The organism is Thalassiella azotivora (genome assembly GCF_054781695.1).
In genome coordinates this window covers 38605-53415 of record NZ_BAAGTX010000020.1, presented here as the reverse complement: position 1 = coordinate 53415, position 14811 = coordinate 38605, and the positions used below count along the sequence as shown (strand labels likewise).

General features: G+C 74.4%; 16 protein-coding genes and 1 riboswitch. Of the genes, 4 read left to right on the top strand and 12 right to left on the bottom strand.

What is annotated here, in order from left to right:
• Positions 1 to 12: 12 nt before the first annotated feature.
• Both ACYVQV_RS14330 and ku read right to left on the bottom strand, forming a co-directional pair.
• Positions 13 to 879, bottom strand: a complete 867-nt coding sequence (locus ACYVQV_RS14330; RefSeq protein ID WP_461023987.1) for a hypothetical protein — start codon at positions 877 to 879, stop codon at positions 13 to 15.
• Positions 879 to 1919 (bottom strand): non-homologous end joining protein Ku, encoded by a 1041-nt coding sequence (gene ku, locus ACYVQV_RS14325; protein WP_461023986.1) that lies wholly within the window; start codon positions 1917 to 1919, stop codon positions 879 to 881. Before ku ends, ACYVQV_RS14330 begins: the two co-directional genes overlap by 1 nt.
• A 26-nt stretch (positions 1920 to 1945) precedes the next feature.
• On the opposite strand from ku, the gene ligD (ACYVQV_RS14320) reads away from it, so the two are divergent.
• Together ligD (ACYVQV_RS14320) and ACYVQV_RS14315 are read left to right on the top strand one after the other, a co-directional pair.
• Complete coding sequence (ligD, locus tag ACYVQV_RS14320; protein WP_461024021.1) at positions 1946 to 2896, top strand: non-homologous end-joining DNA ligase; 951 nt, start codon at positions 1946 to 1948, stop codon at positions 2894 to 2896.
• Between the two features lie 57 nt (positions 2897 to 2953).
• Positions 2954 to 3439, top strand: coding sequence for a hypothetical protein (locus ACYVQV_RS14315; RefSeq protein ID WP_461023985.1), 486 nt, complete (start codon positions 2954 to 2956; stop codon positions 3437 to 3439).
• Here the strand turns inward: ACYVQV_RS14315 and ACYVQV_RS14310 are convergent.
• The 3 genes from ACYVQV_RS14310 to ACYVQV_RS14300 are packed head-to-tail and all read right to left on the bottom strand — an operon-like array spanning position 3399 to position 5661.
• The gene (locus tag ACYVQV_RS14310; RefSeq protein ID WP_461023984.1) at positions 3399 to 3965 is read right to left on the bottom strand and encodes a DUF1697 domain-containing protein; all 567 of its coding nucleotides are present in this window, start codon (positions 3963 to 3965) and stop codon (positions 3399 to 3401) included. The genes ACYVQV_RS14315 and ACYVQV_RS14310 overlap by 41 nt on opposite strands.
• Positions 3962 to 4129 (bottom strand): methionine/alanine import family NSS transporter small subunit, encoded by a 168-nt coding sequence (locus ACYVQV_RS14305; RefSeq protein WP_461023983.1) that lies wholly within the window; start codon positions 4127 to 4129, stop codon positions 3962 to 3964. Before ACYVQV_RS14305 ends, ACYVQV_RS14310 begins: the two co-directional genes overlap by 4 nt.
• Positions 4108 to 5661, bottom strand: coding sequence for a sodium-dependent transporter (locus ACYVQV_RS14300; protein ID WP_461023982.1), 1554 nt, complete (start codon positions 5659 to 5661; stop codon positions 4108 to 4110). The genes ACYVQV_RS14305 and ACYVQV_RS14300 overlap by 22 nt, the downstream gene beginning before the upstream one ends.
• A gap of 75 nt (positions 5662 to 5736) precedes the next feature.
• On the opposite strand from ACYVQV_RS14300, the gene ligD (ACYVQV_RS14295) reads away from it, so the two are divergent.
• Entirely contained in the window at positions 5737 to 6705 is a 969-nt protein-coding gene (gene ligD / locus ACYVQV_RS14295) for a non-homologous end-joining DNA ligase (RefSeq protein ID WP_461023981.1), read from the top strand.
• Between the two features lie 26 nt (positions 6706 to 6731).
• On the opposite strand, the gene ACYVQV_RS14290 is transcribed toward ligD (ACYVQV_RS14295), so the two are convergent.
• Positions 6732 to 7061 carry a hypothetical protein gene (locus ACYVQV_RS14290; RefSeq protein WP_461023980.1) on the bottom strand — a complete coding sequence of 110 codons (330 nt, stop codon included), beginning with the start codon at positions 7059 to 7061 and terminating at the stop codon, positions 6732 to 6734.
• A 9-nt stretch (positions 7062 to 7070) separates the two neighbouring features.
• On the bottom strand, positions 7071 to 7613 hold the full coding sequence (locus tag ACYVQV_RS14285; protein WP_461023979.1) for a pyridoxamine 5'-phosphate oxidase family protein: 543 nt from the start codon (positions 7611 to 7613) through the stop codon (positions 7071 to 7073).
• Between the two features lie 122 nt (positions 7614 to 7735).
• Between ACYVQV_RS14285 and ACYVQV_RS14280 the strand changes: the two genes are divergently transcribed.
• Complete coding sequence (locus ACYVQV_RS14280) at positions 7736 to 8662, top strand: NHL repeat-containing protein (protein WP_461023978.1); 927 nt, start codon at positions 7736 to 7738, stop codon at positions 8660 to 8662.
• A gap of 106 nt (positions 8663 to 8768) precedes the next feature.
• On the opposite strand, the gene ACYVQV_RS14275 is transcribed toward ACYVQV_RS14280, so the two are convergent.
• The 5 genes from ACYVQV_RS14275 to ACYVQV_RS14255 all read right to left on the bottom strand — a co-directional run bounded on the left by ACYVQV_RS14275 (position 8769) and on the right by ACYVQV_RS14255 (position 14796).
• Positions 8769 to 10592, bottom strand: coding sequence for a gamma-glutamyltransferase family protein (locus tag ACYVQV_RS14275; RefSeq protein WP_461023977.1), 1824 nt, complete (start codon positions 10590 to 10592; stop codon positions 8769 to 8771).
• Positions 10593 to 10777: 185 nt separating this feature from the next.
• Positions 10778 to 11506 (bottom strand): DsbA family oxidoreductase, encoded by a 729-nt coding sequence (locus ACYVQV_RS14270; protein WP_461023976.1) that lies wholly within the window; start codon positions 11504 to 11506, stop codon positions 10778 to 10780.
• 166 nt (positions 11507 to 11672) lie between these two features.
• A complete protein-coding gene (locus tag ACYVQV_RS14265; protein WP_461023975.1) occupies positions 11673 to 12167 on the bottom strand; it encodes an HNH endonuclease in 495 nt (164 codons plus the stop codon).
• 316 nt (positions 12168 to 12483) lie between these two features.
• On the bottom strand, positions 12484 to 13254 hold the full coding sequence (locus tag ACYVQV_RS14260; protein ID WP_461023974.1) for a C40 family peptidase: 771 nt from the start codon (positions 13252 to 13254) through the stop codon (positions 12484 to 12486).
• Between the two features lie 4 nt (positions 13255 to 13258).
• Positions 13259 to 13417: riboswitch (cyclic di-AMP (ydaO/yuaA leader) on the bottom strand.
• A gap of 212 nt (positions 13418 to 13629) precedes the next feature.
• Positions 13630 to 14796, bottom strand: a complete 1167-nt coding sequence (locus ACYVQV_RS14255; protein WP_461023973.1) for a hypothetical protein — start codon at positions 14794 to 14796, stop codon at positions 13630 to 13632.
• Between the last annotated feature and the right edge of the window lie 15 nt (positions 14797 to 14811).

The following is a 14811-nucleotide window of genomic DNA, read 5'->3' as shown; positions in this document are numbered from 1 at the left end:
CCGGCCCCGCAGTCAGTCGAGACCGCAGTGCACGAGCAGGATGCTCTCCAGCACGGCGCGGCCGATCTCGTCCGGGACGACGGGCACCAGCGTGCCGCTCGCCCCCTCGCCGGACGTCTCGTCGGGAGGCTCGCCGACGTGCACCCGCACGCCGAAGTGGTACCCGCGCTTGCTCTCCCCGACGGCGTGCGGGTCGCAGCGCGCCGGGACCACCTGGACGGGCACGTCGAGCGTCTGCCCCGGCCCGGCGGTGACCGGCGTCCCCGCGGCGACGACCGTGAACAGGGTCGTGCCCTGGATCTCGGACACCGTGACCGGCCGCTCGCCCCGCACGTGCACCCGCAGCACGCCGTCCGTCAGCCCGTCCGGCCCGCCCCCGCCGTCCCACGGCAGCCACGACAGCTCCGCGGCCCGCGCCACGTCGTCCTCCGCGCACTCACGTCGCACCACCCGCTCGAGCACCTCCTCGCCGGTCACGGGGCCGACCCGCACCGGCTCACGACCGTCGAACCCGACCCGGACGACGGGTGCCCCCACGTCCGCGTCGCACCGCACGTCCCCGTACGCCACGCGCAGGTCGACGGCCCCGCCGGGCGCGACCACGTCGTCCACGCGGACGGCCCCGCTGCCGGTGACCGCCTCCGCCGACAGCTCGACGGACGTGACCCGCACGGGCTCGTCGCCGCCGTTGCGCACCTTCACGGCGAGGCGGCGCTCGGCCTCGTCCCGCCGGTACTGCACGAGCTCCACCGTCACCCCCGGCGGCACGACGATCTCCGTGTCCGCACCCCCGGGCTCGTCCCCGCCGCAGGCGGTGAGAGCGGTCGCCGCGACCGCCAGGGCCGCACCGGCCGCCCACCTGCCGCGGCGGGCCGGCATCACGCGCTCTTGCGGGTGGACTTCTTCGCCGTCGACTTCTTCGCCGTCGAGCCCGTGGACTTCTTCGCGGCGCTCTTCTTCGCGGTGGCCTTCTTCGCTGCCGAGCCCGTGGACTTCTTCGCGGTGGTCTTCTTGGCGGTGGTCTTCTTCGCGGCGGACGTCTTCGTCCCCGTGGTCCCGGAGCGCTTCGAGGCACCGCGCGCCGGCGCCTCGTCCCCCTCGTCGGACGCCGACGCGTCGGAGGACTCGCCCCGCGAGGCCTTGGCCTTCTCGACGCTGCGCTGCAGGGCCGTCAGCAGGTCGACGACCTCGGCGCCGCCCTTGCCCTCGTCCTCGGACTCGACCTGCGGCTGGCGCACCTCGCCACTGCTGATCTTCGCCTCGATGACGGCCTGCAGCGCCTCGGTGTACCCGTCGCTGAACTCGTCCGGGTCGAAGTCGGAGGCGAGGGACTCCACCAACGACGACGCCATCGTGAGCTCGGCGGGCTTGAGGTCCACGTCGGCGTCGAGGACGTCGAAGTCGGCGGCGCGCACCTCGTCCGGCCACAGCATCGTCTGCAGGCAGATCACCTTGTCGCGGACCCGCAGGACGGCGAGCGTCTCCCGCTGGCGCAGGGCGACCTTCACCACGGCCATCCGGTCGGTCTCCGTGAGGGCCTCGCGCAGCAGCGCGTACGGCTTGGCGGCCGTCTTGTCGGGCTCGAGGTAGTAGCACTTGGCGAACATGATCGGGTCGACCTGGTCGGCGGGGACGAACTCGACGACCTCGATCTCCCGGTTCGTGGTCAGGGGGAGGTCCGCGAAGTCCTCGTCGGTCAGGACGACGAGCTCGCCGTCCTCCGTCTCGTACCCCTTGGCGATCTCGGCGTACGGGACCTCCTCGCCGTCCACGCTGCACACCCGCTTGTAGCGGATCCGCCCGCCGTCCTCCTCGTGGACCTGGTGGAACTTCACGTCCTTCTCGCCGGTCGCCGCGTACACCCGCACCGGGACGTTGACCAGGCCGAAGGAGACGGCGCCCTTCCAGATCGCTCTCACCCCGGCAGGATGGACCCGTGCGTCACATGCTCGCCACCCCGACACCCGTTCCGGGCGCACTTCCCGGGACGCGTGGTGGCGCCCGCGCCGGGGACGGCGAGTGGGTGTACGAGGTGAAGTGGGACGGGATGCGCGTCCTCGCCGACGTCACCGAGGCCGGCGTCCGGCTGACGTCGCGCAACGACCGGGACGTCACCGTGTCCTTCCCCGAGCTCGCCGCGCTCGCCGAGCTGCAGGACGTCCTGCTCGACGGCGAGGTGGTCGCGCTCGACCCGGCCGGGGTCCCGTCGTTCCCCGTCCTGGCCGAGCGGCTGCACGTGCGGGACCGGCGGCGGGCGGCCGCGGCGGCCAAGCGCGTCCCGGTCTCGTTCATGGTGTTCGACGTCCTGCGCCTGTACGGCGTGGACCTGACCTCCCGGCCGCTGTCCGAACGGCGGGCGACGCTCGAGCGGCTCACGCTGCCCGGGGTGGCTCAGCTGTCCCCGTGGTTCCCCGACGGCGACGTGCTGCTCGCCGCGACGAAGGAGCAGGGCCTGGAGGGGGTCGTCGCGAAGCGGCTGTCGTCGACGTACCAGCCCGGCCGGCGGAGCCCGGACTGGGTGAAGTCGCCGCACCGGCACCGCCGCACCGTCGTCGTCGGCGGGTGGCGTCCGCAGACGGACACCACGACGACCGTCGGGTCCCTGCTCGTCGGCGCCCCCGGGTCCGACGGCGGCGTGCGCTACCTCGGCCGGGTCGGAGCCGGCATCGGGCCCGCCGCGCACCGCCTGCTCGCGCCGCTGCTTAGGCCGCTGGCCGCCGACGGGTCGCCGTTCGTGGACGACGTCCCGCGCGTGGACGCCGCGGGAGCGGTCTGGGTGCGCCCCGAGCTGCTCGTGGACGTCGAGCACCTCGGCTTCAGCAGCGGCGGCCGGCTCCGCCAACCCGCCTACAAGGGCGTGCGCACCGACCTGGACGCCGCCGACCTGCATCCATGAACAGCAACGGGGGCGTTCGACCCTGACGCGGCGACGTCCCTGACGAGCAGGCTGGTCGTGACCGCGAAGGAGGCCGACATGACCACGCTCGCCACCCACCGCCGTCCCACCGCCCCCTGCCACCGGGGGCTCGCCGCGTTCAGCGGTGCGGTCGCCGTGTCCGCCTGGGGCGGGGTCGTGGGCCTCGTCGGCGGCGGGATCCAGTTCCCGGACCACCTGGTGGAGCGGCTGCCGTTCGACAGCCCGGCGTTCGGCGGTGTCGCGCTCGGCGCGGTCGTCGCCGTCCCCACGACCGCGGCCGCCGTGCTGGCGTGGCGCGGGTCGACGTGGACCGGCGCGGCCACCCAGGTCGCCGGCGCCGCGACCATCGGCTGGATCGTCGTGCAGATGGGGTTCCTGCGGGAGCTGTCGTTCTTCCACCCGCTGTACCTGGGGATCGGGACGGCGCTCGTCGCCGCCGGGCGCCGGGCGGCCCGTCAGGACGCCGTCGACGTCGGGGTGGTCACGGACGGCGCTCGGCGCACAGCCGCTGCAGCCGGGTGACGGTCGACCAGTTGCGCGCCGTCCCCACCGCCGACGGCCCCGCGCGGCGGCTCAGCAGGTCGGCCAGGATGCTGCGGCCCAGCCCGTCCGGTGTGTGCAGGTAGGAGACCCGGCCGACCACCTCGACCCGGTCACGGCTCCCCCGCTGCGCGGCCGCCTCCTGCGCCTCGCGGGCGGACGCCACCGCCGCGTCCTCCAAGGGCCCGGGCAGGAACACGGCGTGGACCTTCTTCGGGTCCGGCTCGTCCGGGAAGGGGTTGGCGGCGACGACGTCGTCCAGCTCCGCCGCGGACCGGACCAGGACGCGCGGCGAGACCCCGAGCGCGTCGGCGACGGCAGCCTCCAGCAGCGCGCCCAGCGCCGCGTCGTCCGGCTCGTCGTGCTCGAGGACGACGTTGCCGCTGTTCACGTACGTCACCACGTCGCGGCCACCGGCGTCGGCGACGACCCGGCGCAGGTCGGCCATCGCGACCCGGTTGGCCGTGCCGACGTTGATGCCGCGCAGCAGCGCGACGTACGTGGTCACCCCGCGCCGTCACCGGCCGGACGGGTCGGCGGCGGGCCCGTCTCGTCGTCCGGCAGACCGGCGTCCCGCTTCGACGAGCGCCAGTACGTCACCGCCGCCAGCAGGAAGCCGCCCCACAGGAACACCGCCCCGACCAGGAGCATCACGACCGCGGACGTTCCCATCCCGAGCCTCCTTCCGTGCGCATCTCAAGGTCCTTGCGGACCTGGCTGAGGACGACGGCCGCCACCAGCGTCAGGGCCACCGCCCCCCAGCCGACCGCGATCAGCCCGCTGACCGGGTAGCCGCCGTACGGCTCGTTCACCTCGGTCCACAGGTTGTAGACCGTCATGAACCCCAGCAGCACCGGGGTGATCCCCATCAGCGACACCGTCCACCAGGAGCCGAGCCTGATGTGCGAGAAGTGGTTCGCGTGGTCGCGCAGCTCGTACAGCTCGCGGGCCACCCAGGCGACGAGCACCACCTCGAGCAGACCCGCCGTGACCAGGCCGAAGTTGTTGAGGAACCGGTCGGCGGTGTCGAGGTAGAACAGCCCACCCCTCGTCGCGTACAGCAGGCTCAGGACGACCGCCGCGCCGACCAGCACGTTCACGGCGGTGCGCCGGCTCAGGTGGAACTTCTCCCGGACGGCGGCGATCCCGGGCTCGAGGATCGACACCATCGACGTCAGGCCGGCGAAGAACAGGGTCAGGAAGAAGACCACCCCGAACAGGCCGTTGAGGCCGGGCAGCGTGTTGATGATCTGCGGGAACGCGATGAACGCCAGGCCCACGCCGCCGCTGCCCGCCACCTCGGTGACCGCCGCGTCCGAGGACACGGCCAGGAAGCCCAGCACCGAGAACACGGCGATCGCCGCGAGGAACTCGAAGCTCGCGTTGCCCAGGCCCACGACGAACGCGCTGTTCGTCAGGTCCGTCCTGCGCGGCAGGTAGCTCGCGTACGCGATCATGATCGAGAACGCGATGCTCATCGAGAAGAACACCTGCCCGTACGCGGCGATCCACACCGTCGGGTCGGCCAGCGCCCCGAAGTCCGGGGTGAACAGCACGTCCAGCCCCTCGGCCGCGCCGTCGAGGGTCACCCCCCGCAGCACGAGCACCAGCAGCAGGACGACGAGCAGCGGCATCAGCACGCGGGCGGCGCGCTCGATCCCGCGCCGGACACCGCCGCGCAGGATCGCGTACACCAGCGCCCACGAGACCAGCAGCGGCACCAGCACCCCGAGCACCGGGGCGCCGACCTGCCAGAACCCCTCCGGCGCACCGCCCTGCGACGTCTGCAGGTAGTCGCCGATGAAGAACGCCGCCGTGTCGTCACCCCACTGCTGCCCGACGGCGAACCACACGAACGACAGGCACCAGCCGAGGATCACCACGTAGTACGTGGCGATGAGGAAGGCCACCGCCACCTGCCACCAGCCGAGCCACTCCCACCCGCGGCGCATCTGCCGGAAGGCGTGCGGGGCGCCCGACCGGAACCGGTGCCCGATCGAGTACTCCAGCACCAGGATCGGCAGCGCCGCCGTCGCGATCGCCACGAAGTACGGGATGAGGAACGCCCCACCGCCGTTCTCGTACACCACGTACGGGAACCGCCAGATGTTGCCCAGCCCGATCGCCGAGCCCATCGCCGCGAGCAGGAAGCCCAGCTTGGTGCCCCACTGGTCCCTGCCCGTCGACACGTCCGTCGTCGCCATCAGCCGATCCCGTCTCGAGACCCACCACCCGGACCCGCCGCCGCGTCACCCGACCGGGGCGGGACGAGCCCCACCGTGGCCCTCCGCGACGCCGCCGTCAACGGCGACGCGCCCACCGCCGCCCGCGGCGGTAGCGTCCGGCGGGTGGTCGACCAGAACCCGCAGGTGGTCGAGGTCGGTGGGCGGCGGATGCGCCTCACCAGCCTCGAGAAGGTGCTGTACCCGAGCACCGGCACGACGAAGGCCGAGGTCATCGACTACTACGTGCGCGTCAGCGACCCGCTGCTGCGCCAGCTCGCAGACCGGCCGGTCACCCGGATCCGGTGGCCGCACGGCACCGGCGACCCGGAGCAGTTCTTCGAGAAGAACGTCCCCCCCGGCACGCCGAAGTGGGTGCGCACCGCGACGCTGCCGACGTCCCCGCGGGACTCCGACAGCGGCCGCACCACCATCACCTACCCGCTGCTGGACGACGTCCCGTCGCTGGTGTGGACGAGCAACCTGTCGGCGCTGGAGCTGCACACCCCGCAGTGGCGGGTCGGGGACGACGGCCGCCCCGCCGACCCCGACCGCCTCGTCGTCGACCTCGACCCCGGCGAGGGCACCGGACTGCCCGAGTGCTCCGAGCTCGCCCACCTCGTCGCCGAGCGGCTCGCCGACGACGGCCTGCACGACCCCGTCCCCGTCACCAGCGGCGGCAAGGGCATGCAGCTGTACGTCGACCTGACCGACGGGACGCCGCTCGGCAGCGACGCGGACGCCGTCCGCGAGTACGCCCGCGGCCTCGCCGAGGGGCTGGCGAAGGACCACCGCCGCACCGTCACCGCCACCATGACCAAGTCCCTGCGCCGCGGCAAGGTGCTGCTCGACTGGTCGCAGAACCACGCGGCGAAGACGACGATCACGCCCTACTCGCTGCGTGGGCGGGCCCGGCCCACGGTCGCCGCGCCGCGCAGGTGGGACGAGCTCGGCGAGGACCTCGAGCAGCTCACGTACACCGAGGTGCTCGACCGGCTCGACGAGGACGGCGACCTGATGCCCTGATCGTCCGCCCGGGCCCTCTCACGCGGTCAGGCGTTGCCGCGCTTGCGGCGCTCGTCCTCGTCCTCCGGCGTCGTCTGGGCCGTGTCGCGGCCGGGCCCGGGCGCGTCGGCGGGCACGTCTGCGCCGGTCGGCGTCCCCGCCTCCCGCTTCTCGCGGCCGGTGTCCGTCGGGATGCTCGGGACGTCCGGGGACGGCGCGTGCGGGTAGCCGCCCGGGTCCGCCTGCTGCGGGTCCGGCGCCTGCCGGTCCGGGTCGGCCATCGCCGCGTCCGGCGCCTGGGTGCCGTCGTCCCCGCCGGGTGCCTCCTCGGTCACCTGGAAGGCCTGCCGCTGCGCACCCTGGCTCTGCTCGCTCATCCCTCCGGACTACCCGCCGTCCGGGGCCCCCGCAACCGGGAGGGGCCGCCACGTCTGCCGGGGCGCGTGACCGCTGCGCCGCAACCAGTGGTCGGTGTAGAGGACCCGCGTAGGCGTGATCACTGTCAGGGGATCCACCGGCGGGTCGTCCAGCGAGCGGCCCCGTTCGACGTGGTCGGACTGCCAGCGGAACGCCTCCCAGTAGGGCTCGGCCCGCGGGTCGTCGCGCTCGAGCGTGCGGGCCGTACCGAACAGCTGCGCGCCCCGGCTGCTCGCCTGCCCGACGAGCGGTGCGACGATCCCCGCCGACACCCGCGGGTCCCGGCGCAGGTTGCGCGACTTCACCGACTCGTTCCAGCTCGAGTAGAAGATCTCGAACCCGAGGCTGGAGTACCGCACGGGTGTCGCTGCGGGGCTGCCGTCGTCGTTCACGGTGGCCACCACGGCGACGTTGTGGGTGGACAACAGGTTGAGGATCCGCTCCTCCAGCTGCTCGCGAGGCAGCCGGCCGTCCGGAGTCGGTCCGCCGAGCCAGGGGTTGGTCAGGGGCACGGGCCCACCTTCCGGCCCCACCCTTGCCAGCGGCACCGGACGGGGTGACCATCGACAGGTGCCGGCCCGCCCGGCACACACGGCCCCGACCGCCCGACCCGACCACGTCCGCGAGGTGCCCGGTGCGACGTCCCCTGGCTGCGCTGCTGACCGTGACCGCCCTCGTCGCCTCCCTCGGCCTCGTCGCGCCGACGGCGTCCGCGCGCGGCCTCCCCGACACGGTCGCGCTGCCGGACGGGTTCCAGCCGGAGGGCATCACGTCCGGCCCCGGTACGACGTTCTACGTCGGCTCGCTGGCGGACGGCGCGATCTACCGGGGCGACCTGCGCACCGGCCGAGGGTCCGTCCTCGTCCCCGGCTCGCCGGGCGCCGTGTCCGTCGGCATCGAGTACGACCGCCGCACCGGCCGGCTGTGGGTCGCCGGCGGCCCCACCGGGCAGGTACGGGCGCACGACGCGCGGACCGGCGAGCTCCTCGGCAGCTGGGCACCCGGCGGCACGGGCTTCCTCAACGACCTGACCGTCACCCGCGACGCGGTGTACGTCACCGACTCGCAGGTGCAGCAGCTCGTCGTCGTCCCCACGCCCCGGGGCGACCTCGGCTCTCCGGCCACGCGGCTCCCGCTCACCGGCGACCTGCAGTACGTGGAGGGGTTCAACGCCAACGGCATCGAGGACGCCCGGGGCGGGCGGGTCCTCGTCGTCGTCCAGTCCGCCACCGGCTGGCTCTTCACCGTCGACCCGGTCACCGGCGAGACCACCCGCGTCGACCTCGGCGGCGCGAGCCTGACCAACGGCGACGGGCTGCTGCTGCGCGGGAGCACGCTGTACGTCGTCCGCAACCGGCTCAACGAGGTCGCCGAGGTGCGCCTGCGGCTGCACGGGACCCAGCCGACCGGCCGGGTCGTGAGGACGCTGACCGACCCCGATTTCGACGTCCCGACCACGATCACCCGGGCCGCCGGACGGCTGTGGGCCGTCAACGCCCGGTTCGGCACGCCACCCACCCCCACCACCACCTACGACGTGGTGCTCGTCGACGGACGCTGACCCGTCCCTACCGCCCGACGGTGCCGACGCGTCGGCGTCCCTACCGCCCGACGGTGCCGACGCGTCGGCGTCCCTACCGCCCGACGGTGCCGACGCGTCGGCGTCCCTACCGCCCGACGGCGTAACCCTGGCCGCCGCGCGGGTTGGCCGCCCCACGCAACCAGCCGCCGTCCCGCGCCACCGCCGACAGCCGCCCTTGCGACCAGCCGTCGACGACCTGGACGTCGTGCCCGAGGCCGCGCAGCGCATCCAGAGTCCCCGCGGGCCAGCGGTCCTCCAGCACCGCGCGACCGGGCTGTGACCGGCGCGGGTAGAACGAGCTGCGCGGGTGCTCCGAGTGCAGCATCGGCGCGTCGATCGCCGCCTGCAGCGCCAGGTCCGCACCGCTCGGGCCGTGCGCGAGCCGCAGCGCGAGGACCAGCGACCACATGTCCTGCTGGTCACCGCCCGGCGTCCCGAACGCCACCCACGGCCGCCCGTCGCGCAGGGCGAGCGACGGTGAGAGGGTCGTGCGCGGCCGCGCGCCGGGCCGCAGCGACGACGGCAGCCCGGGCGTCAGCCAGAACATCTGCGCCCGCGTGCCGAGCGGGAAGCCCAGCTCCGGCACCACCGGGGAGGACTGCAGCCACGCCCCGCTCGGCGTCGCCGACACCATGTTCCCCCAGCGGTCCACGACGTCGACGTGCACGGTGTCGCCGGCGACCTGCCCGTCCCGGCGCACCGTCGGCTCCCCCACCCCCGCCGTCGCGGCCGGGGGCGCCGCACCACCGGAGCCGGTGAGGTCGTCCGGCAGGTCCGGCAGCGCCGTGGGCGCCCGTCCACCCGGTGACCCCGGGCGCTCGTCCAGCGACGCCGACGCCACGTCGACCAGGCCCGCCCGCTCGGCCGCGTACGCCGACGACAGCAGGTCGTCCATCGGCACGTCGGCGTGGTCGGGGTCCCCGTACCAGGCGTCGCGGTCGGCGAACGCCAGCTTCATCGCCTCCAGCACGGCGTGCACCCACGTCGGGTCGGCGTCGTCCAGGGTGTCCGGCAGGCCGAGCTGGTCGAGGATCGTGAGCTGTTGCAGCATCACCGGCCCCTGGCCCCACGGCCCGGTCTTGCAGAGCTCCACCCCCCGGTACGTCGCCCGGGCCGGCTCCTCCACGGTGGCCCGCCACGCCGCCAGGTCGTCGCCGGTGAGCAGCCCACCGTGCCGTCGTCCGGACGTGTCCATCCAGGACGTGGTGCGGCAGAACGCGTCCACGGACTCGGCGACGAAGCCGCGGTACCAGGCGTCCAGCGCGGCGTCGTACTGGGTGTCGCGGTCCGGGCCCGCGGCCTCCGCCTCGGCGACGACGCGCTCGTACGTCTCGGCGAGCCCGGTGAGCCGCAGTCGCGACCACGGCGCCGGCGCCCGCCCGCCGTCCAGGTACGTCGCGCCGGACGTCGTCCACTCGTCGGTGAACATCGGCGTCATCGCCTCGATCGTCGCGGACACGCGCGGGAGCACGGGGGCGCCGTCGCGGGCGTAGCCGATCGCGGGCTCGAGGACGTCGCGCAGCGGCCAGGTGCCCCAGCGGCGCAGCATCTCCACCCAGCCGCCGAACGCACCGGGGACGACCGCGGCGAGCAGTCCGGTCCCGGGGACCGCGGGCAGGCCCAGGTCGGAGAAGGCGTCCAGCGTCGCCTGCTGAGGTGCCGGCCCCTGACCGCAGACGACATGCACCTGCTGGTCGGCCTCGCTCCACAGCACGACGGGCAGGTCCCCGCCCGGACCGTTGAGGTGGGGTTCGACGACCTGGAGCACGAACCCGGCCGCCGCGGCCGCGTCGAACGCGTTGCCGCCGCGCTCGAGGACCGACATCCCGGCCTGCGAGGCGAGCCAGTGGGTGCTGGCGACCATCCCGAAGGTGCCGGCGAGCTCAGGGCGGGTGCTGGTGAGCGGCATGCCGCCATCCTGCCCGTCGCCTCAGCACCTCACCCGCCGACCCCGTGGCACCCCACCCCGCCCAACCGCACCTTTCCACCCACCTGCGGTCTGGAGCCCTCCCGTGGCCGCACGTTGGTGGAAACGTGCGGTCGGGGGACGCACGACCACCGCAGGGTGGTGGAAAGGTGCGGTCAGGGGGCGGGTCAGAGGGCGCAGCCGTCCGGACCGCAGGCGTCGGCGGACGACGTGTCGGTACCGGCACCCGCGAGGACGGTGACCGGTGTCCGGCTCGACCACGCCTGCTCGAGGAGCTGGGTGAACGCCTCGACGGGCTGGGCGCCGGACATCCCGAGCCGCCGGTCGACGACGAAGAACGGGACGCCGCGGGCACCGAAGGCCGCCGCCTGCGCCTGGTCCTCGCGCACGGCGTCGGCGTACCGGTCCGAGTCGAGCACCAGCCGGACCTCGTCGGCATCGAGGCCGGAGGCGACGGCGAGACGCTCCAGCACGACCGGGTCGTCGATGCGCTGCCCGTCGGTGAAGTAGGCGCTCAACAGCCGCTGCTTGAGGTCGGCCTGCACCGCGGCGCCGCGGTCCGCAGCGGCGTGCAGCAGCCGGTGGGCGTCGAGGGTGGACCGGCCGCGGGCGCGGTCCTGGTGCATCTCGATGCCGTCCTGCGCGGCGACCTCCTCGACCCGGGCCACCATGTCCTCGGCCTCGCGGATGCCGACGCCGTACTTGTCGGCGAGCTTCGCCGCCACGCCTGGCGGGTCGTCGTCCGAGGACGGCGTCGCGGTCGGGTCGAGCTGGAAGCTGCGGTACCGGACCTCGACCTCGTCGGCGTGCGCGAAGGACTCCAGGGCGGTCTCGAGGCGGCGCTTGCCCACGTAGCACCAGGGGCAGACGACGTCGGACCAGATCTCGATGAGCACGTCGGCCCCAACCCCCGCCCGCACCCACCTGTTCCCCGCCCTTGCTCACCCAGCCGGGCTTTGCTCAGCACAACGGGGCGAATCCGACGTCCGGGCACCGCCTGGGTGAGCAAACCCCGCCTGGGTGAGCAAAGCCTGGTGGGGGTGAGCACAGGGGGTGGAGGGGTCAGGCGGCCTCGGGGAGGAACTCGGCCCACCGGGGGTGCCGCGGTTCGCTGCCACGCAGCACCCAGGTCGGGCCGGTGGGCGCCTTGGGGGTGACGAGCAGTCGCCAGCCCATCTCCTCGGGGGTCCGGTTGCCCTTGGTGTTGTTGCAGCGCACGCAGCAGGCGACGAGGTTCTCCCAGGTGTCCCGGCCGCCACGGCTGCGCGGGAGCACGTGGTCGACCGTGGTGGCCGAGCGGCCGCAGTAGGCGCAGCGGTGGGCGTCGCGACGCAGCACCCCGCGCCGGGAGACCGTCGCGACGCGGCCGTAGGGCATCCGGACGTACCGGCTGAGCACGATGACCGCCGGCCGCGGCACGGTCAGCGACCCGGAGACGACGGGAGGGTCGTCCTCAGCCAGCAGCACCGCCTTGCCCGCCAGCACGAGCACCACGGCCCGGCGGAACGAGACGACGGCGAGCGGTTCGTACCCGGCGTTGAGCACCAAGGTGCGCATGGGCGACCCCGTTCGTGCGGCCCAGACGGCTTTCTGGGCGGAGGACGGTCGGGCCGGTGACCGGTGCGCACTCGGCTGCACGGGCCCCAGGACGACGAACGGCGCCGTCCCGAGAGGGACGACGCCGTGGTGGGGCGGACGCGCGCGGGCTGCGCGGTTCCGCTGACCGCGAGCCGGCTCCGTGGCCGCTGCCCGTGGATCGGACGACGGCCAGGCGCGGGCCCGGCGGTTGTGGCACGGAGCACAGCGTACAGAAGCGTCGAACCCGGGTCCTCCACCGAGGACCCGGGTTCGACGACGTGCCGTGCGGGGTTGGTCAGCCGGTCACGCGGATGAACGTGGGCGTGTACCAGATCTCCCGCTTGGAGACGCTCTTACCGGTGCGAGGGGCGTCGTACATCATGTTGCCGCCGGCGTAGATGCCGATGTGGCCCTCGGTCCAGACCAGGTCGCCCGGGCGGGCCTCGGACGCCGACACCCGACGGCCGAAGTCCGCCTGCGCGCCCGACGTGCGGGGCAGGTTGATGCCGACCTGGGCGTAGACGTACTGGGTGAAGCCGGAGCAGTCGAAGCCGCTGGGCGTGGTGCCGCCGTAGCGGTAGGGGGTGCCGACGTAACGCGCGGCGATCTCGAGGACGGCGGCGCCGACCTCGCTGGGGGCGACGTCCGCGGTCGGCAGCGACTCGCGCTCGGTGGTCCGGGAGGCCCGCTCGGACGACCGGGACTCGGAGGCCTCCTGCACCACGGGCGGCGGCGGGGGCGGCGGGGGCGGGGTGGCCTCGGTGAGCGGCTCCGCGGTGAAGCTGACGGGAGCGTCGGCCGGGACGCTGACGAGCCCGTCGGCGGAGGTGGGCGCGGAGGTCTCGGGCTGCGCCGGGGCGGTGGGGGCGCTGTCGGCGCGCTCGGTGACCGGGGCGGCGTCGGCGGCCGGGAGGCCGATGGTGACGACGAGGCCGGAGGAGGCGGCGATGACGGCGGAGCGGCGACCGACGACACCGGCGTTCGAGGTGACGGCGGCGCTGATGGTGGACAGTGGCGTCTTGGGCCGCGCGCTCGCGCGGTGACGCCCCACGGTTCGGGTCGACACGTGCAGTACCTCTCCCATGCCTACGAGGTGAGCTGTCGGGTTCGGGTGGGAGGTAAGTCACCCGGCCTGTCGTCCCGGAGGACTCGAGGCTTCACCCCAAGGACCCGGTGGTGCTGGGCCCGGATGTGGTTCCCCCGCCCCTGCCGTGCGGTGTCTCGTGCGGACCTCGGGTGGTGGCAGGGCTCGGCAACCACTCGAGGGCTGGGCCGACTGGGGTCGACCAGCGACGGCGACCATAGCCCACCCGTTCGGGTGATGTCACACAACCGTCATGGGGATTTTCCGTGTGACCTGAGCCACATCGTGGGCTGCGCCGATCGTGCTGAACGCACTGTGACTGAACGGTTTCGGGGAGTATCGCCGAGGGCGAGGGCGTCAGGGCGGGGGCGCCGTGGACGCCCCGGGCTCGAGCAGCGGGGAGAGCAGCCCACGGACCGCGTGGCCCACGTCGTGCAGGACCGTCGACGCCCGCACCGGCCGCCCCGCGGCCACGGACAGGACGTGGGCCAGGCCCGGCAGCGCCTCGCCGTCCCGTGCCCGCACGCCCTCGTGCAGGGGGTTCCGGAGCCCGGCGGCGCCGTCCGCGAGACCGACCCGGGAGCCCCCGGCCGCCCAGTCCCGCGTCAGCCGGGTCACGGTCTGCGCCCAGGCCCGCGCGACGTCCTCACCGTCCGGCACCCCGAAGAAGTGGCCCACGGGAGCGGCGTGCCGCAGCGCCACCACGGGTGAGCGGCGGAACGCGTGGACCACGGCCATCCGCGTCGCCAGGTCGTCGAGCACGTCGGGCGCGAGCCGGGTGACGACGCCGCACGCCAGGTCGCACCCCGCCGACGCGGGGTTCGGCCGGCCCTGCCCGGGTCGCAGCGCGCACTGGCGCAGGTGCGCCGCCACGCGCGCGTGCCACCTGTCCAGGTAGGCGCGCCACTGCTCCGGCGCCACCGGCTCCGGCGTCACCGGCCCCGGCGCCACCTGCCCCGTCGCACCGGGACGCATCGCCAGGACCCGCTGCGCCGCGGACCGTCGGTTCGGCGGGACGGGGCACCGGTCGGTGCCCCACAGCGTGCCGGCGACGTGACCGGCCAGCCGCACCGGGTCGGCGGCGTGCCCCAGCACCGGCTCCCACGCGAGCACCGGCAGGTACTCGGCGAGCAGGTGCAGCACGAGAGCGACCGCCGCCGTCTCACCTCGCGCCGCGTGGACGTCCAGGCACTCGAGCAGGAGCCCGTAGAGCGGGAGGAGCGAGTCCAACGACCCGCGGGGACCACCCACCGCCTCCGACGGGAACTGCAGCGGCGCCAGCGCGCCGTGCAGCGGGTCACCGGGCGGGACGTCGGCGAACCCCGCCGCGTCCAGCGACAGCAGCCGGCTGCCGGCGTGGCACAGCGACCGCACGTGACGGCGGGTGGCGCCGTCCAGGCCCTCGACGGAGCGCAGTGCCTCGGCGAGCTCGGCGAAGCGCAGGTCGTCGACCAGGGAGCCGAGCACGGCGGCCAGGTCCTCGGCGCGGTCTCCGTCGTGCCCGGGACCGGCCCGCCCGGGCACGACGCCGGCCGTCCG

What these genes read in the sequence shown, in the direction of transcription:
- ACYVQV_RS14290 (WP_461023980.1), bottom strand. Translation starts at nt 7,061, where the DNA reads ATGAGCGAGCAGAGCCAGGGTGCGCAGCGGCAGGCCTTCCAGGTGACC.
- ACYVQV_RS14300 (WP_461023982.1), bottom strand. Translation starts at nt 5,661, where the DNA reads ATGGCGACGACGGACGTGTCGACGGGCAGGGACCAGTGGGGCACCAAG.
- ACYVQV_RS14330 (WP_461023987.1), bottom strand. Translation starts at nt 879, where the DNA reads ATGCCGGCCCGCCGCGGCAGGTGGGCGGCCGGTGCGGCCCTGGCGGTC.
- ACYVQV_RS14275 (WP_461023977.1), bottom strand. Translation starts at nt 10,592, where the DNA reads ATGCCGCTCACCAGCACCCGCCCTGAGCTCGCCGGCACCTTCGGGATG.
- ligD (WP_461024021.1), top strand. Translation starts at nt 1,946, where the DNA reads ATGCTCGCCACCCCGACACCCGTTCCGGGCGCACTTCCCGGGACGCGT.
- ACYVQV_RS14305 (WP_461023983.1), bottom strand. Translation starts at nt 4,129, where the DNA reads ATGGGAACGTCCGCGGTCGTGATGCTCCTGGTCGGGGCGGTGTTCCTG.
- ACYVQV_RS14265 (WP_461023975.1), bottom strand. Translation starts at nt 12,167, where the DNA reads ATGCGCACCTTGGTGCTCAACGCCGGGTACGAACCGCTCGCCGTCGTC.